A 23,006-nucleotide genomic window follows, 5' to 3' on the forward strand; every position below is an offset into this window, starting at 1 on the left:
AAAGCCAACCTGCATAGGAAATCGAGACGTGCATTTTTCCCTCCGCAGTCGCCACCTGCGTCCTTCATTGCTCGCCAGCAGCCTGCTCCTGGCGGTGTCGGCCCAGGGCCAGGAAAAGCTCGATGTGGATCTGCCCGCCGCGCCGCTCGGCCAGGCGATCAACGCCCTCGCGCAACAATCCTCGGTACAGATCCTCTTCGCCGGCGATCTCGGCGCCGGCCGCCAGGCGCCGGCGCTGAAGGGGCGTTTCACCCCCGAAGAGGCATTGCGCCAGTTGCTCAGGGACAGCGGCCTGCAGGCGCAGGCCAGGGACGAACATACCTTCATCGTCGTTCCGGCCAGCGAAGCCGCCGTGCCCGCTACGCATGCCCGCAGCGAACCGCTGGACATGGAGCAGATGGAAATCACCGCCTCGCGCACCAGCAGCGACCTGGTCTCCGCCACGCGCCAGTCCACCGTCATCGAGCATGCCCAGCTGGAAGAGCTGCGCCAGGGCTCCGACAGCCTGGCCACCGTGCTGGCCAAGGCGGTGCCGGGGATGTCCGATTCCAGCCGCACCATCACCGAATACGGCCAGACCCTGCGCGGGCGCAGCATGCTGGTGATGGTCGATGGCGTGCCGCTGAACACCAACCGCGACTCCTCGCGCAACCTGGCCAACATCGACCCGGCGCTGATCGAGCGGATCGAGGTGATCCGTGGCAGCAGCGCCATCTACGGCAGCGGCGCCACCGGCGGGATCATCTCCATCACCACCCGTCCGGCCGGCGGCGAGAACCGCGCGGAAACCCGCCTCAGCGCCACCTCGCCGCTGACCCGGCTGGGCAGCGATGGCCTCGGCGGCCAGTTCCAGCAATACTTCGCCGGCTCCCTGGGGGCGCTCGACTATTCGTTCGACTTCGGCACCCGCCACGTCGGCGCTTCCTACGACGCCCATGGCGACCGCATCGCCCCGGAACCCAGCCAGGGCGACCTGTTCGACTCGAACGTCTACAACATCGGCGGCAAGCTCGGCCTGCGCATCGACGAGAACCAGCGCGTGCAGCTCGCCCTCAGCCACTACGACGCCCGCCAGGACACCGACTACGCCACCGACCCGAGGGTCGCCAGGCTGCCGCCGGGCTCGGTCCCGGCCAACGCGATCAAGGGCCTGGAGCTGGACGAGCAGAACCGAATCCGCAACACCCTGGCGAACCTCGAGTACGAGAACCTCGACATCCTCGGCAGCCGGCTCTCCGCGCAGCTCTACTACCGCGACTACTTCACCCGCTTCACCCCGTTCGACGCCCGCGCCGTTTCCACCCGCGGCGGCAACGTCGACCAGATCATGCAGAACAGCGAAGTGTTCGGCAGCCGCCTGACCCTGCGCACGCCGCTGGGCGAAAGCGGCAATACCGAACTGGTCTGGGGCGGCGACTACAACCAGGAACGCAGCGACATGCCGCTCGACGTGTTCGACCCGGCGGCCTACGACGCCAGCGGCGGGCTGGTCTTCGACAAGATCGGCAAGCTCACCTACATGCCGCCGCTACGCACCCGCAGCGCCGGCGCGTTCGCCCAGTTGCAGCATCGCTTCGACGAACACTGGTCGATCGACGGCGGCCTGCGCTACGAATACTCCACCGCCGAATTCGACGACTTCATCCCGCTCTCCGAGTCCAAGGCCGCCTCGCCGGTGACCGTCAAGGGCGGCGACCTCGACTACGACGCGGTGCTGTCGAACCTCGGCATCGTCTATTCGCCGGTGGCTGGCCAGGAAATCTATGCCTCCTTCAGCCAGGGCTTCCAGCTGCCCGACGTCGGCATCCAGCTGCGCAACGCCCGCCGTGGCTTCGATATCGGCTCCTCGAACCTCGAACCGGTGAAGACCAACAACTACGAACTCGGCTGGCGCGGCGCCATCGGCGGCAACACCCTGGGCAGCCTGGCGCTGTTCTACACCACCTCCAAGCTGGGCGACGTGCAGAGCTTCAACAACGGCCTGATCCTCACCCGCACCAAGGAGCGCATCTACGGCGTCGAGGCCAGCGCCGACTGGCTCAGCGACGACGAAGTCTGGGGCGCGGGCGGCAGCGCCACCTGGATGCGCGGACGCGAGAAGCCGGACGGCAAGGACTGGCAGGACATGACCGGCTACCGCGTGCCGCCGCTGAAGCTGACCGCCTACCTGCAATACAAGCCGGATGCCGACTGGAACAACCGCCTGCAGGCCACCTTCTTCGACTCCAAGGACTACCGTCTCGACGGCGTGGAAAGCTTCGGTCGTCGCCAGGTCAGCACCTACACCACGGTCGACCTGGTCAGCCAGTACCGCATCACCCCCGACGACCAGTTGAGCCTGGGCATCCAGAACCTGTTCAACCGCGACTACTACCCGCTCTACAGCCAGTTGCTGCGCAACAACAACAACACCAGCCACCTGCCGGCGCCGGGCACGGTGCTGACGGCGAGCTATACGCACAACTGGTGAGGGGAGGGCGGAGCCACCGGGCCTGGGCGGCCCGGTGGGGGGCTGGGCCGCAGCGTCGAGGGCTGCACGCCTTCGGAGAGAGGACGGTTGGGGGCGGGTTCTTGCGGGGCGGCAGCTACCGGCCAATTGCGCTCAGTGTGCTGGGCACTCCGGGCCTGGATTACGCGAAATCCCATACCTCCTCCGGCCTGCAGCTTAGGGCTCGGAGTCGGGTGTGCCATCTTTGGCTGGGTAGGGATGCTCGGCGTGATACACCGCATAGACTTTCTGAACCTCGGGATCATCAAGGTTCTCGTAGGTAATGTTCTCACCATCCATACCATCGAGTCCGTTGATTTGCCCGATGATCTCAGGCCACTGATCACGGCTGTGGATAGGCACAACGAATGGGACAAGGTAGCGGTCCAGGTGACCCTTGCCAGGATTGTGAATCTCATCGTCCAGGGCCTGGAGATAGTCGTCCTTGCGTGTGCTGGCCCAGTCGATGGCAAAGCCGGCTCGATAACTGAGCTCCATGTAGAACAGCAGAATCGAGCGTCCGTTGCCGTCTAGAAAGGGATGCGCAAAGCAAAGAAGTCCCATGACCTCACCGGGCTTCTGCATGAATCCCTGCTTCTTGCTCGCCAGGCTCAGGGCATAGTCCACCGCGCGTTCGATCATCGCGGGACTTTCGAAGAAGGTACGTCTGGGAGCGCCCTTGGGACCTTTCCAGACAGAAAGATGAGGGACCAGCTCGAGACGGTCACGCCCGGCCCAGGGGTAGAATTTCTCGAACAACAACCTGTGTACCTGCAAAAGGGCCTGGTAGTTCAGGTCCTTTGTGCGTTCGAGATAGGAAAGGGCTTCATCGAGCCCCATTTCGAAGGAGAAGTGTTCGTTTTCCTTCACTTCCGCCGGATCTTTCAGACCCAAGCTGTTGCGCAGGTAGCCAGTCGTTTCGAAGTCACCAAAGGGATCGAAACTCATCCACCAGGTATCTCTTTCGCCTTGCGCTTCTCGATGACGTAGCGGCGCTGGAGATCGAACGCCTGGGACTTGCTTAGTGCGCCTTTGCGCTTGAGGTTGATCAGCATCTGCTCAACGCTGTCGAGAGATACCGAGTCGCCGGCCAGGCACGTGATGGTGAGCGCCATCCGGCTCAGACCATCGCGCTCCGCGCTAACGCCATTGGCCTGGGCAAGTCTCTGAATTTCGGTTGCGACTAAGCCTTTGCTCTTTTTCATCGGTAAACCTCTTTCCATTCCGCAACTTTAGCATCAAAGCCATATATACGCGGGACCGCTCGACAGTACGAACTCGGGCTGCCCCAGCACGTCAGTGTCGCGGCACGCATCCTCCAGCCCTGCATCGAGTGTCCGCTCACGACCGGTTTTGCCTGCGACGAATGGGCTCAGAACACGACCCGCCCCGACATGCCCGGCTGTACCTCACCGCCGATCCAGATATCGCCGCCGACCTGCTCGACGCTTATCCGCCCCCGGCGACCCAAGGCCGTGCCCTGGCTTGCCGTGTAGCGCCCGGGCATGACTCCCGTGCCGATCAGCCATTGCGCCAGGCTCGCGTTGAGGCTGCCGGTGACGGGGTCTTCATTGAGCTCCTCGCCCATGAAGGCGCGCACTTCCACATCCGCCTCCGCCTGGGGACCTTGCCAGGGCGCGACCACGCCCACGTTGAGCCCGTCGAGCTTCGCGTAGTCCGGGCGAATGGCCAGGACCTCGTCACGCGTGGCCAGCCGAACGGCGACCCAGCCGGGTCCGTTGTCCACCCATTGGCTGCCGAGTACCTGCCCCGGGGACAGGCCAAGCCCGCTCTCGATCCGTCGCAACACCTCGTCTTCGACCGCTCCGCCACGAAGCAGGGGAGGCGCCGCGAACGACAGCAAGGCGCCCTTGCGGCGGATGCGGATCAGGCCCGCCAGACACTCCTGGACGATCTCGTCAGCAGCATTGCCGCCCCCCTGGTTCAGCCAGACCTGGCAGCTCCCCAGCGTCGGATGCCCGGCAAAGGGCAGCTCCCGCAGCGGGGTGAAGATTCTTACGCGGTAGTCTGCTTCGGCAGTGGTCGGCCGCAACAGGAAGGTCGTCTCGCTCAACTGGGTCCAGGCGGCGAACTCCAGCATCTGCTGGCTGCTCAGGCGGTCGGCGCCAATCACCACGGCAACGGCGTTGCCTTTGAAGGGCTGTTCGGAGAAGACATCGACTTGCTCGAAGGGTAACGAAACCGGCATGGGGCCTCCTGAGGTTGTGGCGGGGGAGGATAGGGCAGGGGGCGGATGTCTGAAACCGGGGTGCAGATCTTCGGGGGCTTGGGGCTTCTTGTCAGGGGCAGCAATCGGCCAATAGCGGCCTGCTACCCGCGCCAGCCGAGCCCGAACTCCGCGCTGATATCGAAGACCTAAAGCAGTGACGGGATGGGCTCGCAAATCAACGCAAAAAGGCGTAGAGATTGGATGCAGAAAAACTCATCTCTAACCTCAGAAGGGAACATAGAGCCACATGGGATACCCATTTTCCGACAATCCACTTGACGAGTATCTTCCCAAGATATTTCAGCTGAAAATAGATGAATTTAACGCTAATTGTACTAGGGAAGATGCAACAGCAACGAAGGAGGAAAGAGATGCCGCTGGGGTTGAAATCGCTAACTTAAGCACAAAAATTCGCGAACTAAAAAATAAATTCAGATTGCCAGAGCGGGATTTCGATCAATTCAAAAGCTCACCTGAGCTTGCAGTTGAGAGATTTCTACTTGAGAACCCTGAGCCTCCAAGGCCGGAGGCATATGGCTGCAGGCATAGCCAAACGCGTGTAGTTCGGCGAAAGTTTCGCAACGAAACATTGCACGTCGTCACTCAATGCGTAACGTGTGGCGCTCAGTCAAAGGCGCTACAGAAGAAAGAATACGACATTGAAAAACTACCAGAATTTGATGAGGGCTTATATAAGCGGCTCACGTTTGAATGGGATATTTGGAATTCAGCTCGCCATGATGTTTACGTTACTGAATTAAATAAGGGAAATAGTCTCCCCGAGTTCGACGAGGTGGGATTTAATACTGTATTTCAGTTAGAAGACCCGCCTCCCAACTTCGAAGGTTGCGATCACAGCCACACTGATGCTCGCTTACGCACTTATAAATCGGGAGGGACTGCTGTCGTTATGCAATGTACTCTCTGTGGGCATCACACAGGCAGCGTTAGTAAAAGCAAGTATCCAGACCTAGCATCGCTCCCCTCTTTCGATGAGTTCCTGAAAGAACGATCCAAGGAAGATCTTACAGCTTGGTACAGAAGAAGAGGAGATGCTTGGAGAAGGGCATATCTAGAACATCGGGAACGAATTCAAAGATTGATTCAAGCTGGCGAGTTAGCGACGAAAGATAACTCAAGATTTGGAACCTATTATAAATCCCCGGAATGGGAAAGAACGCGAGCCCGAATTCTTCATAGAGATGACTACGAATGTCAAGCTTGTAAGCGACCCGCTGAATGCGTGCACCACATCGTCTATGACAGGCTCGGTGCCGAGAATGATTTAGATCTTATATCTCTTTGCAACAGCTGCCACAATCTTATCCACCAAGAACAAAGGCATCTCCAGAATATCTTCCGGATGCCCCCTAGCCAAATTCGCGAGTTGCATGAAGATTCAGATGAGTATTCTGAGGATGATCATGCCGAGGACGATTGAATCGCACCTACTAGCTAGACACTTAATGACCGCTTCTGGCCGGCTTCTGCCCGTAATGAGAGGCAGAAATCGGCTCAGAACCGTCAATCAGTGTTATTTGACCATATCTAAAATGTCTTGAGCCTTTTGAAAAAGCTCATCGTAAGTGACAATCTCTACATTCGTCATACTATTTCTGAATAGCTCAAAAGATTTGTATTGATTCCCATCTTTAAGCTCTGATTCAAGCGTGCCAATAACAATTAAGCATTTTGGGTTGAATGCAGAAAAGGAACTACCTTCGTCGCCCTCGCTTAGCTTGTAATACTCTTTCATCAGTTGGTCTTTGTAATTTAACACCTGAATAAATGATCCGGACATCTCCTCGCTAATTGAATAGGCATTAGATCTATACTTTTTTCCAAGCAATTTAGTCTTCGGGGTTTTTGTTTCGACCAATGCTATATTGCCAGTCAGCCTGCTTGCGTAGATAAAGTCGACGAGATTTCCACCCGAGTTTGTTATAGATTTTCCACCAACGTAGCATTTATTACCTAGCTGAAACATACTTTGCGGAAATATCTGTGACAATACAGCTGGACATTTTTGCAGAAGAGTTTGCCAGAACTCCTCGGATGAGTTTTCACGATTTACTTTCCAAACACCTATTGCTTCCTCTAAGGAAACTTCAACCTGCTCATCTAGTTTTATCTCGTCTACAAAGTTCGAGGCAGACAGTGCTTCTGACACTTTACTTAGATGATCTTCCCTAGCCTTTTTTAGCCACTCAGTCGAATATATTTCAGGCTGCCTATCAATAACCGCATGATGATTAGGGCATAAGAGAAGATAGTTGTCTATTTCAAGTAGCTCGTCTCCATCCTTAGACGGGTTGTGTCTTGGGCCGTGAGAATGAACGGCTTCGATCGAAGATATTTCCCCGATAAATGACGAGCCATCGAGCATGAGGTCTTGGTCACAGCCTGGGAACGAGCATCGATAGCCACTCAATATAGCTACCTGCCGTTTCACGCTGGCGGTGAGAATACGCCTTTTTTTAATCTCAACAGTTCTTGATCCTACCTCAAATTCCATTTGCGCGCTCTCAACTTTCGCGGTGTATTTTGTATTTGCCTAAGCATGAATTTTGCAGAAGCATATAGCATCTTCGAGTGTTTCTACGGGCAGGCTACGGTTTTGCCAGTATGGTGTCCACTGACAGCTTATGAGTGTGGATTCAACCGCAGGATGCGAGAGACAGCTTCTGGCCGAAATCGGCCATTGAACGCCCACTCCACAAGCAATTGCCCCACGAATCCAGATCGCGCCTACAGACTGTCACGACGCAGCTACCAGGAAAACCCACACGCCCTGAGGCATGCGACATGAGTGGCTTCCCCTCCGCCAGTGTGCTCAGGAGTGCCTGGCGGAGGGCCGGCCGCGCTACACCCAGCGCCGGAACAACAGGCTGGCATTCACCCCGCCGAAGCCGAAGCCATTGGACAGCGCGTGTTCCATCGGCCAGCTCCGGGCTTCGCCGCGAACCAGGTCGAGGCCCTCGGCGTCGGTGTCGGGCGTTTCCAGGTTGAGCGTGGCGGGGGCGAGCTGGTCGCGCAGTGCCAGGACCGTGAAGATCGCCTCGATGCCGCCGGCAGCGCCCAGGAGGTGGCCGGTGGCGGATTTGGTCGCGCTGATGGCGAGCCCGCTGCCGGCGCCGAACACGGCCTTGATGGCGGCCAGTTCGCACTTGTCGCCTACCTGGGTGGAGGTGGCGTGGGCATTCAGGTGCTGCACCGCGGCCGCTTCCACGCCGGCCTGGCGCAGCGCCTGCTGCATGGCCCGGCGGGCGCCGCTGCCATCTTCCGGCCCGGCGGTCATGTGGTAGGCGTCGGCGCTGGTGCCGTAGCCCACCAGCTCGGCGATGGGCCTGGCGCCGCGCGCCAGGGCGTGCTCCAGTTCCTCGATGACCAGTAGGCCAGCGCCTTCGCCCATGACGAAGCCGTCGCGGGCCTGGTCGAAGGGGCGTGAGGCGCGTTCGGGGCTGTCGTTGAAATCGCTGGACAGGGCGCGCGCGGCGGCGAAGCCGGCCAGGCTCACCCGGTGGATGGTCGCTTCCGCGCCGCCGCAGAGCGCCACGTCGACCTCTCCCGCGCGGATCATCCGCGCCGCGTCGCCGATGGCTTGCACGCCCGCCGCGCAGGCGGTCACCGGAGCGCCCAGCGGTCCCTTGAAGCCATGGCGGATCGACACATGGGCGGCCGCCATGTTGCAGAGAAAGGACGGGATGGTGAAGGGCGACAGGCGTCGCGGTCCCTTGCCGTCGGTGGTCCGCACCGCTTCGGCGATGGCATGAAAGCCGCCCACCCCGGAGGCGATGACGGTCGCCGTGCGCTCCTGCGCCTCGGCGCTCTGCGGCGCCCAGCCGGCCTGGGCCAGGGCCTCTTGCGCGGCGGCCAGGGCGAAAAGGATGAAGCGGTCCATCTTGCGTTGCTCCTTGGCGGCCAGCAGCAGGTCGGGATCGAAGCCGGCCTGCGGGTCCCGGGCACGGTCGGGGACCTGGCCGCCGATGCTGATGGGCAGGTCGCCGATCAGCTCCGCCGGGAGCTTGGCGATGCCCGATTGCCCGGCCAGCAGGCGTTGCCATATGGGTTCGACTCCGCAGCCCAGCGGGCTGACCGCGCCCATGCCGGTGACGACGATACGTTTGCTCATGAGGGTCCGAGTCCTTCTGTTCCGATGGAATAGCAGTCAGTGGACGTAACTATCATAATGAAAGTAACATGCGGACCAGCACTTTGTGAGCCTCGCCAAGGAAGAACCATGCAACGCAAGACCTTCGCCGATGCCGAATGCCCCATCGCCCGCAGCCTGGAACGGGTCGGCGAATGGTGGAGCATCCTGATCATGCGCGATGCGCTACAGGGCCTGCGCCGCTTCGACGAATTTTCCCGCAGCCTGGATATCGCGCCGAACATGCTTACCCGGCGCCTGAACGCGCTGGTGGAGGCGGGCCTGCTCGAACGCCAGCCCTACAGCCAGCGTCCGCTGCGCTATCAGTACGTGCCCACGGCCAAGGGCGAGGATTTTCGCGTCGTGCTCATGGCTTTCGTCGCCTGGGGCAATCGCCACTACGCAGAGGAAGGGCAGAGCGTGCAGCTCGTCGAGCGAACAAGCGGGCGGCCGGTGCGCTCGTTCATGGCGGCTCTCGCCGATGGCCGAACGGTACCGCTGGAGCAATGCACCGTGCAGGCCGGGCCTGCCGCCAGCGAGGAAATGCGCCAGCGCCTGGCGGCCATGCCGGAGCGGAGCGAGCTACCGGCTCGATGAACGGGCTCCCTGGCGTACGCCGCCTGGTCGAGGAGGCGGACGAGGCGTTCGCGGTTCTGTTCCTTGTAGCTGGCCATCGTTCGCGGTCGTGGTTGGGAGAAACGCGATCGTCGAGGCTTGCGCATGGCGCTGGCAGGTCCGCCTCGCGAGCCGTTCGGCAACACCGCGAGCCCTTGGCCTGCTAGAGTGTGCAGCCTCGTTCGCGGAGGTCTGCATGCGTATTCTCGCCGATGAAAACATTCCCGTGGTCGACGCCTTCTTCGCCGACCAGGGCTCCATTCGCCGCTTGCCCGGGCGCGCCATCGACCGCGCGGCGCTGGCCGAGGTCGACGTGCTGCTGGTGCGCTCGGTCACCGAGGTCAGCCGCGCCGCGCTGGCCGGCTCGCCGGTGCGCTTCGTCGGCACCTGCACCATCGGCACCGACCACCTCGACCTCGACTACTTCGCCGAGGCCGGCATCGCCTGGTCCAGCGCACCCGGCTGCAATGCCCGCGGGGTGGTGGATTACGTGCTCGGCTGCCTGCTGGCGATGGCCGAGGTGCGCGGCGCCGACCTGGCCGAACGCACCTATGGGGTGGTCGGCGCCGGGCAGGTCGGCGGGCGGCTGGTGGAGGTGCTGCGTGGGCTGGGCTGGAAAGTGCTGGTCTGCGATCCGCCGCGCCAGGCACGCGAGCCGGACGGCGAGTTCGTCTCGCTGGAACGGCTGCTGGCCGAGGCCGACGTGATCAGCCTGCACACTCCGCTGAACCGCGACGGCGAATACCCGACCCGTCACCTGCTGGATGAGACCCGCCTGGCCGCCCTGCGTCCCGGCACCTGGCTGGTCAACGCCAGCCGTGGCGCGGTGGTCGACAACCAGGCCCTGCGCCGCCTGCTCGAAGGCGGCGCCGACCTGGAAGTGGCGCTGGACGTCTGGGAAGGCGAACCGCAGGCCGACCCCGAGCTGGCCGCGCGCTGCCTGATCGCCACTCCGCACATCGCCGGCTACAGCCTGGAAGGCAAGCTGCGCGGCACCGCACAGATCTACCAGGCCTACTGCGCCTGGCGCGGCATCGCCGAACGTGTGAGCCTGCAAGACGTGCTGCCGGAAACCTGGCTCGCCGGCCTGCAACTCAACCCCGGCTGCGACCCGGCCTGGGCGCTGGCCACTCTGTGCCGCGCGGTATACGACCCGCGCAGCGACGACGCCGCCTTCCGCCGCAGCCTGACCGGCGACAGCGCCACCCGCCGCGCCGCCTTCGACGCCCTGCGCAAACACTACCCGCCGCGCCGCGAGATCACCGGCCTGCGCGTCGCCACCGGTGGACGGGCGGAGTTGCAGCGGGTGGTGCGGGCGCTGGGGGCGCAGTTGGTCTAGGAGCGTGCGACTGGTTCGATTCCTGCCTCTGCACGAGAAGTCAACAAGACTGGCTGCTGCTTGGGCTCGGTGTATGTTCGCAACCATCACCGTAGATCAAGATCAGCCTTTCTTTTCTGAATCAATCAATTAGCGCTTACGTTAAGTGCTATTCAAATTCGTCCCCTTTTTTCCGCAAGTATAGGTCGACAGTTTTCGTCGACCACGGCTAAGATCGGTGTCTCACTTTTCAAGGACGATCATCCGCGATGTACCGTACGATTGATGTTCATGTCGATAAGTCCAGTTGGCCTGGTGTCGGCAAGACTCCAAGTTTTCCACCTGCTTTCACAGCAGGTACCAATAATTTCAATCTGAATATCAACGCGATGTTATTGATGATCGGTTACTTGACAACACCGACATCTGTCACTGGCGTTTCGCTTGCAGAGTTCTGGGCGTGGGTTAGGTATCTGGCAGCGATCACCCCCCATGATGCGGATCTGCGTTTGACAAGAAGTTATGCAGATCTTGATGCGCATCAGAAAACCATTCTGAGCGATGACTTCGGAATGGGAGTGCCGATCGTCTGGCTCATTAAACATTTGCCATTGGTTGAAATTGTTGATGGCCGCTATTTTTTGCAACGCTATGGTGCGAGACATGGCGCACACCAGCATCGCACGGCAAAGCGAGGACCAAATAAGACGCCTGATTTCGTGGCGCGAGACCGCGATGGCAACTGGCACATTTTAGAATGTAAGGGCACCCAATCTGGCGAGGCTTTCAGGAATCGTCAAATCAATTCGGGCGTATCCCAGAAACTCTCAATCATATTTCCGTCTGGGCATACAGGCCAACGGTTGGTCTCAGGTCTTAGTATAGGCATTGAAGATGGCAATTCAAGTCACCTGAGGATCATTGATCCAGTACCCGACGATCCCGTAACAATTGCTGAAAGTGAACTGGAGTTTGCTCAAGATGCAGCAACCCGTGGCGTAATGGCTAAACTGCTTCGGTCGACAGGTTTCGAAATTTCGGCAGAGGCTGTAGCTGCACCGTTCGGCAAACCACAAGCTATGCCTCCCTCGAAAAGAAAGGCGGATAAGAAACGCGTCGAGTACATAGCAGATCGAGACCGTCGTGCACGAGAAGAGCTGTTGGAAAGCACCTCAAGAGATCATCTTTTCAACGGTCGCTATCGCGGTCGTGAGGTTACTTTCCAGTTGCCGAGGCCAATCTACATTCGTGACGTGGCGATTTCAAAAGTTACTGTAAGACAAGGTATCAACCTGGATGCACTAGACCTGCTCCGTGAGCAACCTACCATCGAGGCGCTGGTTGACCCATCCCGCAACAATTGGATCGACATGATGGGCACAAACATCATCAGCGATGACGAGCAAGCCGCGACGTTGCAGATCGGGGATATTTTCCGATCCGAGATGATTCTTGAATGATGGCCTGATAGCTCGCTATAGTTCATTTTAGATAATTCTGGTTGCGCGATGCCGTAAAGTTTTATCTTGCGATACAGAGTAGAGTGCGAAATCGGCTATCGCGCTTATTATTCCAGCAGGGGATGGGTTCCCATGGTTTTCACATACGATTCCAGTTGTTGGGGTGGTGCCGGGCTTGTAGGTATGTCCTCCGGCAGGCAGTTCGCTCCGATCAGGGTGTCTGATGTGCTGATATATATTAAAAAGGTTGGCGGCTATGTCAAAATCCGCGTCAGATAATTTTTATCGCTTGGGCATGGCGGAATGTTTACCGAGAGGCTATAACCATATTGAAAATCAGGCCTGCCGGAGGCGTCGACGGCGTTTCAAGGGTTTCACACCACGTAGTCGAGGTAAACAAAGATGCTAGGAATGTACGCATCTTATGTTGAGTGTAGGCTATTTGCTTTCGGTTTGTAACGGAAAATTACTGCTTCCGCTGTGCCCCTTCAGAACTCGTCAGAGTAAACTCTATTTTTGTAGGATATCAATGAATTCACAATTCGACGCCATGGAAGGCCAACTCTAGCTGAGGTTTTTTAGATACTTTATGAGGTAAAGCTAAAATCCACCAAATTCCAGCCCCGCGAAAACAGGCATATGACGGCCAACAACCGTCCGTCTGTCTCCGCACCTACCCGAGCAACTGCTCAGGCGTCTCCTGCCGCCGATAGGGAAACACGTCGATCACCTTGCCCTCGCGGATCTGCTCCTGCAGGCCCTGCCAGTATTTGGCGTCGTAGAGGTTGCCGTGCAGCTTGGCGAATAGCCGGCGCTGGTTGAGGTCGACGAACAGGAAGCGCGGGAATTCTTCCGGGAACACGTCGTTGGGCCCCACCGAATACCAGGGCTCGGACGACATCTCGTCCTCGGGGAAGCGCGGCTCGGGGATGTAGCGGAAGTTCACCTCGGTGAGGTAGCAGATCTCGTCGTAGTCGTAGAACACCACCCGGCCGTGGCGGGTCACGCCGAAGTTCTTCAGCAGCATGTCGCCGGGGAAGATGTTCGCCGCCGCCAGTTGCTTGATCGCCAGCCCGTAGTCGTTCAGCGCCTCGCGGGTCTGCGCCTCGCTGGCGTTCTCCAGGTAGATGTTCAGCGGGGTCATGCGCCGCTCCGTCCAGCAGTGGCGGATCAGCACCACGTCGCCTTCCATCACCACCGTCGACGGCGCCACTTCCAGCAGTTCTGCCAGGCACTCCGGCTCGAACTTGCTCACCGGGAAGCGGAAGTCGGCGAACTGCTGGGTGTCGGCCAGGCGTCCGACCCGGTCGTGGTTCTTCACCAACTGGTACTTCTGGATCACCGTGGCGTGGTCGACGCTCTTCGACGGGTTGAAGCGGTCCTTGATGATCTTGAACACCGTGTTGAAGCCGGGCAGGGTGAACACGCTCATCACCATGCCGCGCACCCCGGGGGCCATGACGAAGCGGTCGTCGGTGGTCGCCAGGTGGTTGATCAGGGCGCGGTAGAACTCGCTCTTGCCCTGCTTGTAGAAGCCGATCGAGGTGTACAGCTCGGCCAGGTGCTTGCCCGGCAGCAGGCGCTTGAGGAAGGCCACCAGCTCGGCCGGCACCGGCACGTCGACCATGAAGTAGGAGCGGGTGAAGGAGAAGATGATCGAGACTTCCGCCTCGTCGGTGATCACCGTGTCGAACTGGATGCCGTGGCCCTCGCGGTGCAGCAGCGGGAACACCAGCGGCCACTGCTCGTCCGGGGTGAACAGGCGACCCACCAGGTAGGCGCCCTTGTTGCGATAGAACACCGAGCCGATCAGCTCGATGGCCAGGTCCGGGTCCTTGCACACCCAGTCCGGCAGGTTGCTGTGCAGCAGTGCGTCGATCCGTTCGAGGTCGCGCTCGCGGTCGTCGTAGGGCACGTCGAAGCGGTAGTCGTCGAAGATCTTCTCCAGCGCCTGGCGCAGGTCGCCGCCTGGCCGGTAGGTGCGGGTGTAGGGCGCGCGGGCGTGGGCGCGCAGCGAGGGCCGGGTGGTGTGCACGAACATCGTGCCGTCGCTGATGTTGTCGTGGCTGAACAGCCCGCAGAAGATCGAGTTGAACCAGGTCTCGGCCAGCTCGTCGTCCAGCCGCAGGTCGATCTGCGCGATGTAGGCGCTCTTGATGATCGGCCAGCGCTCCACGTCCAGCAGCTCGCTGTCGGCCAGCCCCGCGCGCAGCCCGGCCACCGTCTCGGCGACCTTTTCCTCGTAGAGGTTGATCCGCTGCGCCGAGGCGCGCTGCGCTTCCTGCCACTGCGCCTGCTCGAAGCGGGCACGGGCGCCGTCGGTGATCTCGCGGAACTGCTCTCGGTAATCGTCGAAACCGCGCAGGATGAGGGCGGTGATTTCGCTGGCTGGGGCGCTCTGGACCATGCTGGCGTCCTTTCGTTGTTCGAAGGTCGAGCTTAGCCAGAGCCGCGCGGCAGGGAAAGCGCGATCTCCGACCGGCTGGTCGAGCCCGGCGCAGACGCTTATGCTGGGTGGCCAGACAGCCCAGGGATGACCGCAATGACCGCCGAATCGCCGACGATCCGCCTCGAACGCTACAGCGAACGCCACGTGGAAGGCCTCACCGCCCTGTACAACGACCCCGCCGTGGCCCGCCAGGTCCTGCAGATGCCCTACCAGTCGGTGGAGCAGCGCCGCAAGCGCCTGCACGACAGCGTGGACGACGACCGCCTGCTGATCCTCGTCGCCTTGCACCAGGGGGACGTCATCGGCAGCGCCAGCCTCGAACAGCACCCGCGCATCCGCCGCAGCCACAGCGGCAGCATCGGCCTGGGCGTCGCCGTCGCCTGGCAGGGCAAGGGTGTCGGTAGCCGTCTGCTCGGCGAACTGCTGGACATCGCCGACAACTGGATGAACCTGCGCCGCGTCGAACTCACCGTCTACACCGACAACGCCCCGGCGCTGGCGCTGTATCGCAAGTTCGGCTTCGAGACCGAAGGGGAGATGCGCGATTACGCGGTGCGGGATGGGCGCTTCGTGGACGTGTACAGCATGGCGCGCTTGAGGAGGGTCGAGGGGCGGGTGGGGGAGTGAGGGTGGCCGGGAGGCTGCCTCCGGCCAGCAGCGGCCTATTCTATTAAGGACCGCTCCAGCCCACCGATACAGGTGACTCAGCCACGCGAAACTCAGCAGGGCAGAAGTGTGGCTCCCCCCAGCTAGAGTTCGGACACTTTCGGGGCTTTTTTCATGAGCGTGTCAGACGCGGCGATGCACCGAGCGACCGGCGGCGAAGGTTTCCTTCACCGTGCGGTCGTCGCCGAGGATGGTCAGCGCGAACAGCCGTTCGGCCAGGCTGCCGGCCTGGCTCAGGCGGTAGGAGAGCAGCGGGGTGGCGTGGTAGTCGAGGACCACGAAGTCCGCCTCGTTGCCGGTGGCGAAGCTGCCGATCCGGTCGTCCAGCTCCAGCGCACGGGCGCCGCCAAGGGTGGCGAGGTAGAGCGACTTGAACGGATCGAGGCGGGCGCCCTGCAACTGCATGACCTTGTACGCCTCGTTCAGGGACTGCAACTGGGAGAAGCTGGTGCCGGCGCCGACATCGGTGCCGAGGCCGACCTTGACCTTGTAGCGCTCCAGCTTCGGCAGGTCGAACAGACCGCTGCCGAGGAACAGGTTGGAGGTCGGGCAGAACGCCACAGCCGAGCCAGTCTCCGCCAGGCGCTGGCATTCGCCGTCGCACAGGTGCACGCCATGGGCGAACACCGAGCGCGGCCCGAGCAGGCCGTGGTGGTCGTAGACGTCCAGGTAGCCGCTGCGCTCGGGGAACAGCTCCTTCACCCACTCGATTTCCTTGAGGTTCTCCGACAGGTGGGTGTGCAGGTATACGCCGGGATGCTCGCGCAGCAGCCGCGCCGCCATGTCCAGCTGTTCCGCGGTGCTGGTCGGGGCGAAGCGCGGGGTCACTGCGTAGAGCAGACGGCCCTGGCCGTGCCAGCGCTCGATCAGCGCCTTGCTGTCGCGGTAGCTGCTCTCGGCGGTGTCGGTCAGGTAGTCCGGCGCGTTGCGGTCCATCATCACCTTGCCGGCGATCAGGCGCAGGTCCAGGCGCCGGGCGGCCTCGAACAGCGATTCCACCGACTGCCGGTGCACGCTGCCGAAGACCAGCGCGGTGGTAGTGCCGTTGCGCAGCAGTTCCTGCAGGAAGATCTCGGCGACCTGGTCGGCATGGGCCTGGTCACCGAATTGGCGCTCGGTGGGGAAGGTATAGGTGTTCAGCCAGTCCAGCAGTTGTTCGCCGTAGGAGGCGATCATCCCGGTCTGCGGGAAATGGATGTGGGTATCGATGAAGCCGGGGGTGATCAGCGCGTCGCGGTACTCGAAGACCTCGACGTCGCCGATCTCGCCGAGCAGGGCTTCGGCGTCACCGAGGCGAGCGACCTTGCCGTCCTCCACCAGCAACAGGCCGTCCTCGAAGTATTCGTAGGAGCGTTCGACGCCTACCTCCGCGGGGTCGGCGATGCTGTGCAGGATGGCGGCGCGGTAGGCTTTGGCGTTGCGGGTCATGGCAGTCTCGAAAAAAGGGTTCGTGGGAGGTCCGCCGCCTGGCGGCGGACGCGGGGGAGCGGGGGGCCGCTCAGGATTCGTGGGCGCGGCGCGACTCCGGGGTCAGCCGGGTGACGCTCGACGGCCCCTGCTTGCGTTCCAGGCCGAAGGCGGCGTTGTAGGTGGCGATCACCTCGCCGGCGATGGAGATGGCGATCTCCGCCGGCAGCTTGCCTTTCACCTGATCCAGGCCCATCGGGCAGCGCATCCGTTGCAGGCGTTCGGCGTCGACGCCACGTTCGCGCAGGCGGTGCTCGAACTTGACGCGCTTGGTCTTCGAGCCGATCAGGCCGAAGTAGGCGAAGTCGTTGCGCGCCAGGATCGCCGCGGTAAGCTCCAGGTCCAGCGGGTGGTTGTGGGTCATGACGATGAAGTGGCTGCCGGGCGGCATCCGCTCGACCTCGTCGAGCACTTCGTCGTTCACCACTTTCTCCACGCCGTCGGGCAGGAGCGCGGGAAATTCGTGTTCCCGCGAATCGATCCAGCGCACCCGGCAGGGCAGACTGGCGAGCAAGGGTACCAGGGCGCGACCGACGTGGCCCGCGCCGAACACGGCGATGTGTGCCTGCGGCTGGCCCATCGGCTCGAACAGCAGCACCGTGGCGCCGCCGCAGCACTGGCCGAGACTGGCGCCCAGGCTGAAACGCTCCAGGCGGGTGTCCTGGGTCCGCGCGGCGAGCATTTCCCGGGCAATGGCCTGGGCCCTGTATTCCAGGTGGCCGCCGCCGATGGTGTCGTAGAGCCGCTCGGCGCTGACCACCATCTTCGAGCCGGCGTTGCGCGGGGTCGAGCCGCGCTCCTCGATGATGGTCACCAGGACGCAAGGTTCGCCGCTACGCTGCAACTCGGCCAGGGCGCTGATCCAGTTCATCTCGTCATCCTCCCGATCGCGGCGGTTCAGGCCGGCTCGACCGCGGCGTCCGCCGCTTGCGCCTGGGCGGTCTTCAACCGGCGCATCTGTTCCACGCCCCAGAGCACCCGCTCGGGCGTCGCCGGCGCGTCGATGGCGGGTTGCGCGCGGTAGTCGGCGAGGCTGGCCACGGCGTCCTTGATCGCGCACCAGACCGAGATGCCGAGCATGAACGGCGGCTCGCCCACGGCCTTGGAATGGAACACGGTCTGCTCCGGATTCTTGCGGTTCTCCAGCAGTTTCACCCGCAGGTCCAGCGGCATGTCGGCGACGGCGGGAATCTTGTAGCTGGCCGGGCCGCTGGTCATCAGCTTGCCCTTGGCGTTCCAGACCAGTTCCTCCATGGTCAGCCAGCCCATGCCCTGGACGAAGCCGCCTTCGACCTGGCCGATGTCGATGGCCGGGTTCAGCGAATCGCCGACGTCATGCAGGATGTCGGTGCGCAGCATGCGGTATTCGCCGGTGAGGGTATCGACTATCACCTCCGAGCAGGCGGCGCCGTAGGCGAAATAATAGAAGGGCCGGCCACGGGCCTGCTCGCGGTCGTAGAAGATCTTCGGCGTGCGGTAGAAGCCGGTGCTGGACAACGAGACCTGGCCGAAGTAGGCCTGCTGGACCAGTTCCTCGAACGGCAGGATCAGCTCGCGGATACGCACCTGGTTGTTGCGGAACTCGACGTCTTCCTCGCTGACCTTCCAGTGCCGCGCGGCGAACTCCACCAGGCGCCGCTTGATGGTTTCGGCGGCATTCTGCGCGGCCTTGCCGTTCAGGTCGGTGCCCGAGGAGGCGGCGGTGGGCGAGGTGTTGGGCACCTTGTCGGTATTGGTGGCGGTGATCTGGATGCGCTCCACGTCGACCTGGAAGACCTCGGCGACCACCTGGGCGACCTTGGTGTTGAGGCCCTGGCCCATCTCGGTGCCGCCATGGTTCAGGTGGATGCTGCCGTCGGTATAGATGTGGATCAGCGCACCTGCCTGGTTGAGGAAGGTCGCGGTGAACGAAATGCCGAACTTCACCGGGGTCAGCGCCAGGCCTTTCTTCAGGACCGGGCTGGCGGCATTGAACGCACGGATTTCCTCGCGGCGGCGGGCGTACTCGCTGCTCGCTTCCAGCTCGGCGGTCATCTCCGCCAGCAGGTTGTGCTCGACGGTCTGGTGGTAGTGGGTGACGTTGCGCTCGTCCTTGCCGTAGTAGTTGAGCTTGCGCACCTCCAGCGGGTCCTTGCCCAGGCTGCGGGCCACGGCGTCCATGATCTCCTCGATGGCGACCATTCCCTGGGGCCCGCCGAAACCGCGGTAGGCGGTGTTCGAGGCGGTGTTGGTCTTGCAACGGTGGCCGTTGATGGTGGCGTTGCCGAGGAAGTAGGCGTTGTCCGAGTGGAACATGGCGCGGTCGACGATCGAGCCGGAGAGGTCCGGCGAGTAGCCGCAGTTGCCGGCCAGGTCGATCTGGATGCCGTGCAGGCGGCCATCGTCGTCGAAGCCGACGTCGTATTCGACGTAGAACGGGTGACGCTTGCCGGTGATCTGCATGTCCTCCATGCGCGGCAGGCGCATCTTCGCCGGACGCCCGGTGTGGTAGGCGACCACCGCGCACAGGCAGGCCGGCGCCGCGGCCTGGGTTTCCTTGCCGCCGAAGCCGCCGCCCATGCGGCGCATGTCGATGACGATGCGGTTGAAGGAAACCCCGAGGACCTCGGCCACCAGCTTCTGCACTTCGGTGGGGTTCTGCGTCGAGCAATAGACGATCATGCCGCCGTCTTCGCTGGGCATTACCGAGGAAATCTGCGTCTCCAGGTAGAAATGCTCCTGGCCGCCGATGTGCAGCGTGCCTTGCAGGCGATGCGGCGCGCCGGCCAGCGCGGCGGCGGAATCGCCGATGCGGTGCTGGTGGCTGTCGAGGACGAAATGGCGCTTGCGCAGGGCCTCGACCACGTCGAGCACCGGTTCCAGGTCTTCGTACTCGACGATCGCCGCCATGGCCGCCTTGCGCGCGGTTTCCAGGCTGTCGGCGGCGACCGCCAGGACCATCTGTCCGACATACTCCACCTTGCCATCGGCCAGCAACGGGTCGCCGGCCACTACCGGGCCGATGTCGAGCTGGCCGGGAACGTCGGCGGCGGTGAGGGCGATGGCGACGCCGGGGAACTGGTAGCAGGGCGTCACGTCGAGGTGGGTGATGCGGGCGTGGGCGCGCTCGCTCAGGCGCGCATAGACGTGCAACTGGTTGGGAAACTCCAGGCGATCGTCGATGTAGATCGCCTCGCCGCTGACGTGCTTGGGGGCGCTTTCGTGCTTGACGCTGCGGCCGACTCCGGTGGTCAACTCGGCGCGGAACAGGTCGGCCAGCTCTTCCTGGCTCTTGTGCGGCTTGCGATGGTTAGACATAGGCGGTCACCCGGGTTTCGACGGCGGGAGCGTGCAGCTCCAGGAAGCATTTGCGCAGCAGGTTCTGCGCGGTCAGCAGGCGATATTCCTTGCTCGCGCGGAAGTCGCTGAGCGGGGTGAAGTCGTTCGCCAGGGCGGCGGCGGCACGTTCGAAGCTGGCGGCTTCCAGGCGCGCGCCTTGCAGCGCCGCTTCGCAGGCGGCGGCGCGCTTGGGAATCGCCGCCATGCCGCCGAAGGCGACCCTGGCGCGGGCGATCCGGCCATCTTCCAGGTCGAGGCTGATGGCGGCGCAGACCGCGGAAATATCGTCGTCGATGCGCTTGGAGACCTTGTAGGCCTTGAACGCCTGGCCGGGCCGGGCACGCGGGACGAGGATCTTCTCGATGAACTCGCCTTCTTCGCGGGCGGTGACCTTGTAGTCGAGGAAGTACTCCTCCAGCGGCAGCTCGCGGCGCCGTTCGCCGCGGCGCAGGACGATCTTCGCGCCGAGGGCGATCAGCAGCGGCGGGGCGTCGCCGATCGGCGAGGCGTTGCCGATATTGCCGCCGAGAGTGCCCTGGTTGCGGATCTGCAGGGACGCGAAACGCTGCAGCAATTCGCCGAAGTCCGGGTAGTCCGCGGCCAGCGCCTGGTAGCAGTCGGTCAGCGGGGTGGCGGCGCCGATTTCCAGGCAGTTGGCGCCCACTTCGATGCGTTTCATTTCGCGGATGTGGCCGACATAGATCATCACCGGCAGTTCGCGATGGAACTGGGTGACCTCCAGCGCCAGGTCGGTGCCGCCGGCCAGCAGGCGTGCCTGCGGATTGGCGCCGTAGAGGTCGGCCAGGTCGGCGACGGTGAGTGGCAGCAGGCAGCGCCGGTCACCGCTGTTCAGCTCGGCGGTTTCGCGCGGAGCGATGGCGCGCAATTGCTCGATGGTGGCGGCTTCCCGGGCGTCGAACTGGTCTGCGCGCTTGTGGCAGCAGGCCTGCTCGGCGGCGTCGAGGATCGGCCGGTAGCCGGTGCAGCGGCAGAGGTTGCCGGCGAGCGCCTCGTGGGCCTTGGCCGGATCGGCGCCGGCGCTGTTCTTCTGCAGGGCGAACAGCGACATGACGAAACCCGGCGTGCAGAACCCGCACTGCGAGCCATGGCAGTCGACCATCGCCTGCTGCACGTCGTGCAGGCGGTCCTGGTGCTTGAGGTCCTCGACGGTGATCAATTGCTTGCCGTGAAGGGCGGAAACGAAGGTCAGGCAGGAGTTCAGGCTGCGATAGCGGATGCGTTCGGCACCATCCTCGCCGGTGACCAATTCGCCGACCACCACGGTGCAGGCGCCGCAATCGCCGGAGGCGCAGCCTTCCTTGGTGCCGGTCTTGCCGAGGTGCCGGCGCAGGTAGTCGAGGACGGTGAGGTTGGGGTCCAGGCGTTCTTCGACGCGGATCTCCCGATTGAGCAGGAACCTGATCAAGGCGTGCCTCCAGGCGGGTTCTTGTTATTGAATTCTAGGCCTTGCAGGAGAACCGGCCGGAGTGGGGCGGTTTCCGCACAGGGCTCCACGGTAGGAGCTATGGAGGCGAATCTAGAAAAAACTGACTTTTGAGTCAAATAATTTTTTGACCTGTAGGTCAGTCAGTTTCCCCATAAACGAAAACGGCACCCGAAGGTGCCGTTTCCCAGGGGCGGGACGCTCAGATGCGCTGGGTGTCGGTAAGCTGGTATTCCTCGCCGGCATAGTAGGCGCGCACCTTCGGGTCCATCACCGCGCGCCAGAGCGGCGGGAACAGGGCGAGGACGATCATCCCGGCGTAGCCGTTGGGCAGTTGCGGGCTGCTGTCGTAGTGGCGCAGCACCTGGTAGCGGCGCTTGGCGTAGGCATGGTGGTCGGAATGGCGCTGCAGGTGGAAAAGGAACAGGTTGGTCAGGAGGAAATTGCTGTTCCACGAGTGTTCCGGCGTGGTGCGTTCGTAGCGGCCGTTGTCCAGACGCCGCCGATGCAGGCCGTAGTGCTCGACGTAGTTGACGATCTCCAGCAGGGTGAAGGCCATCACCGACTGGCCGAGGAAGAAGATCGCTCCCAGCCAGCCGAAGGCCAGGCTGAAGCCGAGCAGGAAGAGGGCGCTGATGGCGTACCACCAGATCAGCTCGTTGCGCCAGTGCAGGGCCGGCAGGCCCTTGCGCTTCAGGCGCTCGGCCTCCAGGCGCCAGGCGTTGAGGAAGTTGTGCTTGTAGGCGTGCGGGAGGAACGAGTAGAGGCTCTGGCCGTAGCGCGAGGACGAGGCATCTTCCGGGGTCGAGACGTGTACATGGTGGCCGCGCACGTGTTCGACCTTGAAGCCGGCATAGCACACCGCCGCCAGCAGCAGGCCGCCGGCGTTCTGTTCCAGTTGCGGGTCCTTGTGGATCAGTTCGTGGGAGACGGTGATGCCGATGGCGCCCATCACGGTGCCCACCGACAGGATCCAGCCCAGTTGGCCGACCCAGTCCCAGCGGGTCTCGTGGGCGAGGATCCAGCCGGACCAGACGAGCATGCCCAGCAACAGCGGGACGGTGGCCAGGGACAGTACGCGGTAGTAGCCCTGTGCTTCCATCTCCGGCACTTCGCTGGCTTCCTCGGGGTTGGCTGGATCGCGGCCGACGATGGCATCGAGGATCGGGATCAGCCCGAACACCACGCTGATCACCAGCCAGGGCCAGGCGTTGGGATAGTCGCTACCGAGCGACCACCAGTAGCTGAGCGGAATGCCGAGCACCGCGATCAGCCAGATCCAGTAGCCGTACTTTTTCAGACGCAGCATCCAGGCAGAGGAAAGCGAGGCAAACATGGGAAGTCCTCGTATTTATCTTGTTAGATTGTCTGACAATTGTCCTCCCTTGGCCGGCCTGCCCC

17 protein-coding genes are annotated in these 23,006 nt (G+C 62.4%); 6 read left to right on the top strand and 11 right to left on the bottom strand.

Annotated elements, in window-relative coordinates:
• The first annotated feature begins 28 nt into the window (after window positions 1-28).
• Complete coding sequence (locus tag AC4OR5_RS17055) at window positions 29-2,470, top strand: TonB-dependent receptor (protein ID WP_058161175.1); 2,442 nt, start codon at window positions 29-31, stop codon at window positions 2,468-2,470.
• Window positions 2,471-2,665: 195 nt separating this feature from the next.
• On the opposite strand, the gene AC4OR5_RS17060 is transcribed toward AC4OR5_RS17055, so the two are convergent.
• The 3 genes from AC4OR5_RS17060 to AC4OR5_RS17070 all read right to left on the bottom strand — a co-directional run bounded on the left by AC4OR5_RS17060 (window position 2,666) and on the right by AC4OR5_RS17070 (window position 4,697).
• Window positions 2,666-3,436 (bottom strand): Fic/DOC family protein, encoded by a 771-nt coding sequence (locus AC4OR5_RS17060; RefSeq protein WP_023112887.1) that lies wholly within the window; start codon window positions 3,434-3,436, stop codon window positions 2,666-2,668.
• Window positions 3,433-3,693, bottom strand: coding sequence for a hypothetical protein (locus AC4OR5_RS17065; protein WP_003102002.1), 261 nt, complete (start codon window positions 3,691-3,693; stop codon window positions 3,433-3,435). The genes AC4OR5_RS17060 and AC4OR5_RS17065 overlap by 4 nt, the downstream gene beginning before the upstream one ends.
• Before the next feature lie 167 nt (window positions 3,694-3,860).
• A complete protein-coding gene (locus AC4OR5_RS17070) occupies window positions 3,861-4,697 on the bottom strand; it encodes a PhzF family phenazine biosynthesis protein (protein ID WP_058134538.1) in 837 nt (278 codons plus the stop codon).
• A gap of 268 nt (window positions 4,698-4,965) precedes the next feature.
• On the opposite strand from AC4OR5_RS17070, the gene AC4OR5_RS17075 reads away from it, so the two are divergent.
• Entirely contained in the window at window positions 4,966-6,159 is a 1,194-nt protein-coding gene (locus tag AC4OR5_RS17075; RefSeq protein WP_176608084.1) for an HNH endonuclease, read from the top strand.
• Window positions 6,160-6,252: 93 nt separating this feature from the next.
• On the opposite strand, the gene AC4OR5_RS17080 is transcribed toward AC4OR5_RS17075, so the two are convergent.
• Both AC4OR5_RS17080 and fabF read right to left on the bottom strand, forming a co-directional pair.
• Window positions 6,253-7,233 carry a Shedu immune nuclease family protein gene (locus tag AC4OR5_RS17080; RefSeq protein WP_058161177.1) on the bottom strand — a complete coding sequence of 327 codons (981 nt, stop codon included), beginning with the start codon at window positions 7,231-7,233 and terminating at the stop codon, window positions 6,253-6,255.
• Between the two features lie 348 nt (window positions 7,234-7,581).
• Window positions 7,582-8,850, bottom strand: coding sequence for a beta-ketoacyl-ACP synthase II (fabF, locus tag AC4OR5_RS17085; RefSeq protein ID WP_058161178.1), 1,269 nt, complete (start codon window positions 8,848-8,850; stop codon window positions 7,582-7,584).
• Window positions 8,851-8,958: 108 nt separating this feature from the next.
• Here fabF and AC4OR5_RS17090 point away from each other — a divergent pair, with 108 nt between their 5' ends.
• From AC4OR5_RS17090 to AC4OR5_RS17100, 3 genes are all read left to right on the top strand, one after another.
• A complete protein-coding gene (locus AC4OR5_RS17090) occupies window positions 8,959-9,465 on the top strand; it encodes a winged helix-turn-helix transcriptional regulator (RefSeq protein WP_003086962.1) in 507 nt (168 codons plus the stop codon).
• A gap of 214 nt (window positions 9,466-9,679) precedes the next feature.
• Window positions 9,680-10,822: a 4-phosphoerythronate dehydrogenase PdxB gene (gene pdxB, locus AC4OR5_RS17095; RefSeq protein WP_034028845.1), complete on the top strand. Its 1,143-nt coding sequence runs from the start codon at window positions 9,680-9,682 to the stop codon at window positions 10,820-10,822.
• Window positions 10,823-11,190: 368 nt separating this feature from the next.
• Window positions 11,191-12,261, top strand: coding sequence for a hypothetical protein (locus AC4OR5_RS17100; protein ID WP_031655406.1), 1,071 nt, complete (start codon window positions 11,191-11,193; stop codon window positions 12,259-12,261).
• Window positions 12,262-12,934: 673 nt separating this feature from the next.
• Here AC4OR5_RS17100 and aceK read toward each other — a convergent pair.
• The gene (gene aceK, locus AC4OR5_RS17105) at window positions 12,935-14,668 is read right to left on the bottom strand and encodes a bifunctional isocitrate dehydrogenase kinase/phosphatase (protein ID WP_058161179.1); all 1,734 of its coding nucleotides are present in this window, start codon (window positions 14,666-14,668) and stop codon (window positions 12,935-12,937) included.
• Window positions 14,669-14,803: 135 nt separating this feature from the next.
• Here aceK and AC4OR5_RS17110 point away from each other — a divergent pair, with 135 nt between their 5' ends.
• Window positions 14,804-15,337 carry a GNAT family N-acetyltransferase gene (locus AC4OR5_RS17110; protein ID WP_003086964.1) on the top strand — a complete coding sequence of 178 codons (534 nt, stop codon included), beginning with the start codon at window positions 14,804-14,806 and terminating at the stop codon, window positions 15,335-15,337.
• A 162-nt stretch (window positions 15,338-15,499) separates the two neighbouring features.
• Here AC4OR5_RS17110 and guaD read toward each other — a convergent pair whose 3' ends face one another.
• The 5 genes from guaD to alkB2 form a co-directional block, all read right to left on the bottom strand.
• Window positions 15,500-16,804: a guanine deaminase gene (gene guaD, locus AC4OR5_RS17115; RefSeq protein WP_058161180.1), complete on the bottom strand. Its 1,305-nt coding sequence runs from the start codon at window positions 16,802-16,804 to the stop codon at window positions 15,500-15,502.
• A 70-nt stretch (window positions 16,805-16,874) separates the two neighbouring features.
• A complete protein-coding gene (gene xdhC, locus AC4OR5_RS17120; RefSeq protein ID WP_003087215.1) occupies window positions 16,875-17,714 on the bottom strand; it encodes a xanthine dehydrogenase accessory protein XdhC in 840 nt (279 codons plus the stop codon).
• Window positions 17,715-17,740: 26 nt separating this feature from the next.
• Complete coding sequence (gene xdhB, locus AC4OR5_RS17125; protein ID WP_023126260.1) at window positions 17,741-20,140, bottom strand: xanthine dehydrogenase molybdopterin binding subunit; 2,400 nt, start codon at window positions 20,138-20,140, stop codon at window positions 17,741-17,743.
• Complete coding sequence (xdhA, locus tag AC4OR5_RS17130; RefSeq protein ID WP_003117772.1) at window positions 20,133-21,587, bottom strand: xanthine dehydrogenase small subunit; 1,455 nt, start codon at window positions 21,585-21,587, stop codon at window positions 20,133-20,135. The genes xdhB and xdhA overlap by 8 nt, the downstream gene beginning before the upstream one ends.
• A gap of 220 nt (window positions 21,588-21,807) precedes the next feature.
• Entirely contained in the window at window positions 21,808-22,941 is a 1,134-nt protein-coding gene (gene alkB2, locus AC4OR5_RS17135) for an alkane 1-monooxygenase AlkB2 (RefSeq protein ID WP_003083349.1), read from the bottom strand.
• Window positions 22,942-23,006 lie beyond the last annotated feature (65 nt).

It is taken from the genome of Pseudomonas sp. YA1 (assembly GCF_058680555.1).

Bases quoted from the DNA above. Each gene is read 5' to 3' on its own strand.
- AC4OR5_RS17060 (WP_023112887.1), bottom strand. From the start codon at position 3,436: ATGAGTTTCGATCCCTTTGGTGACTTCGAAACGACTGGCTACCTGCGC.
- AC4OR5_RS17065 (WP_003102002.1), bottom strand. From the start codon at position 3,693: ATGAAAAAGAGCAAAGGCTTAGTCGCAACCGAAATTCAGAGACTTGCC.
- AC4OR5_RS17070 (WP_058134538.1), bottom strand. From the start codon at position 4,697: ATGCCGGTTTCGTTACCCTTCGAGCAAGTCGATGTCTTCTCCGAACAG.
- AC4OR5_RS17075 (WP_176608084.1), top strand. From the start codon at position 4,966: ATGGGATACCCATTTTCCGACAATCCACTTGACGAGTATCTTCCCAAG.
- AC4OR5_RS17080 (WP_058161177.1), bottom strand. From the start codon at position 7,233: ATGGAATTTGAGGTAGGATCAAGAACTGTTGAGATTAAAAAAAGGCGT.
- fabF (WP_058161178.1), bottom strand. From the start codon at position 8,850: ATGAGCAAACGTATCGTCGTCACCGGCATGGGCGCGGTCAGCCCGCTG.
- AC4OR5_RS17090 (WP_003086962.1), top strand. From the start codon at position 8,959: ATGCAACGCAAGACCTTCGCCGATGCCGAATGCCCCATCGCCCGCAGC.
- pdxB (WP_034028845.1), top strand. From the start codon at position 9,680: ATGCGTATTCTCGCCGATGAAAACATTCCCGTGGTCGACGCCTTCTTC.
- AC4OR5_RS17100 (WP_031655406.1), top strand. From the start codon at position 11,191: ATGTTATTGATGATCGGTTACTTGACAACACCGACATCTGTCACTGGC.
- aceK (WP_058161179.1), bottom strand. From the start codon at position 14,668: ATGGTCCAGAGCGCCCCAGCCAGCGAAATCACCGCCCTCATCCTGCGC.
- AC4OR5_RS17110 (WP_003086964.1), top strand. From the start codon at position 14,804: ATGACCGCCGAATCGCCGACGATCCGCCTCGAACGCTACAGCGAACGC.
- guaD (WP_058161180.1), bottom strand. From the start codon at position 16,804: ATGACCCGCAACGCCAAAGCCTACCGCGCCGCCATCCTGCACAGCATC.
- xdhC (WP_003087215.1), bottom strand. From the start codon at position 17,714: ATGAACTGGATCAGCGCCCTGGCCGAGTTGCAGCGTAGCGGCGAACCT.
- xdhB (WP_023126260.1), bottom strand. From the start codon at position 20,140: ATGTCTAACCATCGCAAGCCGCACAAGAGCCAGGAAGAGCTGGCCGAC.
- alkB2 (WP_003083349.1), bottom strand. From the start codon at position 22,941: ATGTTTGCCTCGCTTTCCTCTGCCTGGATGCTGCGTCTGAAAAAGTAC.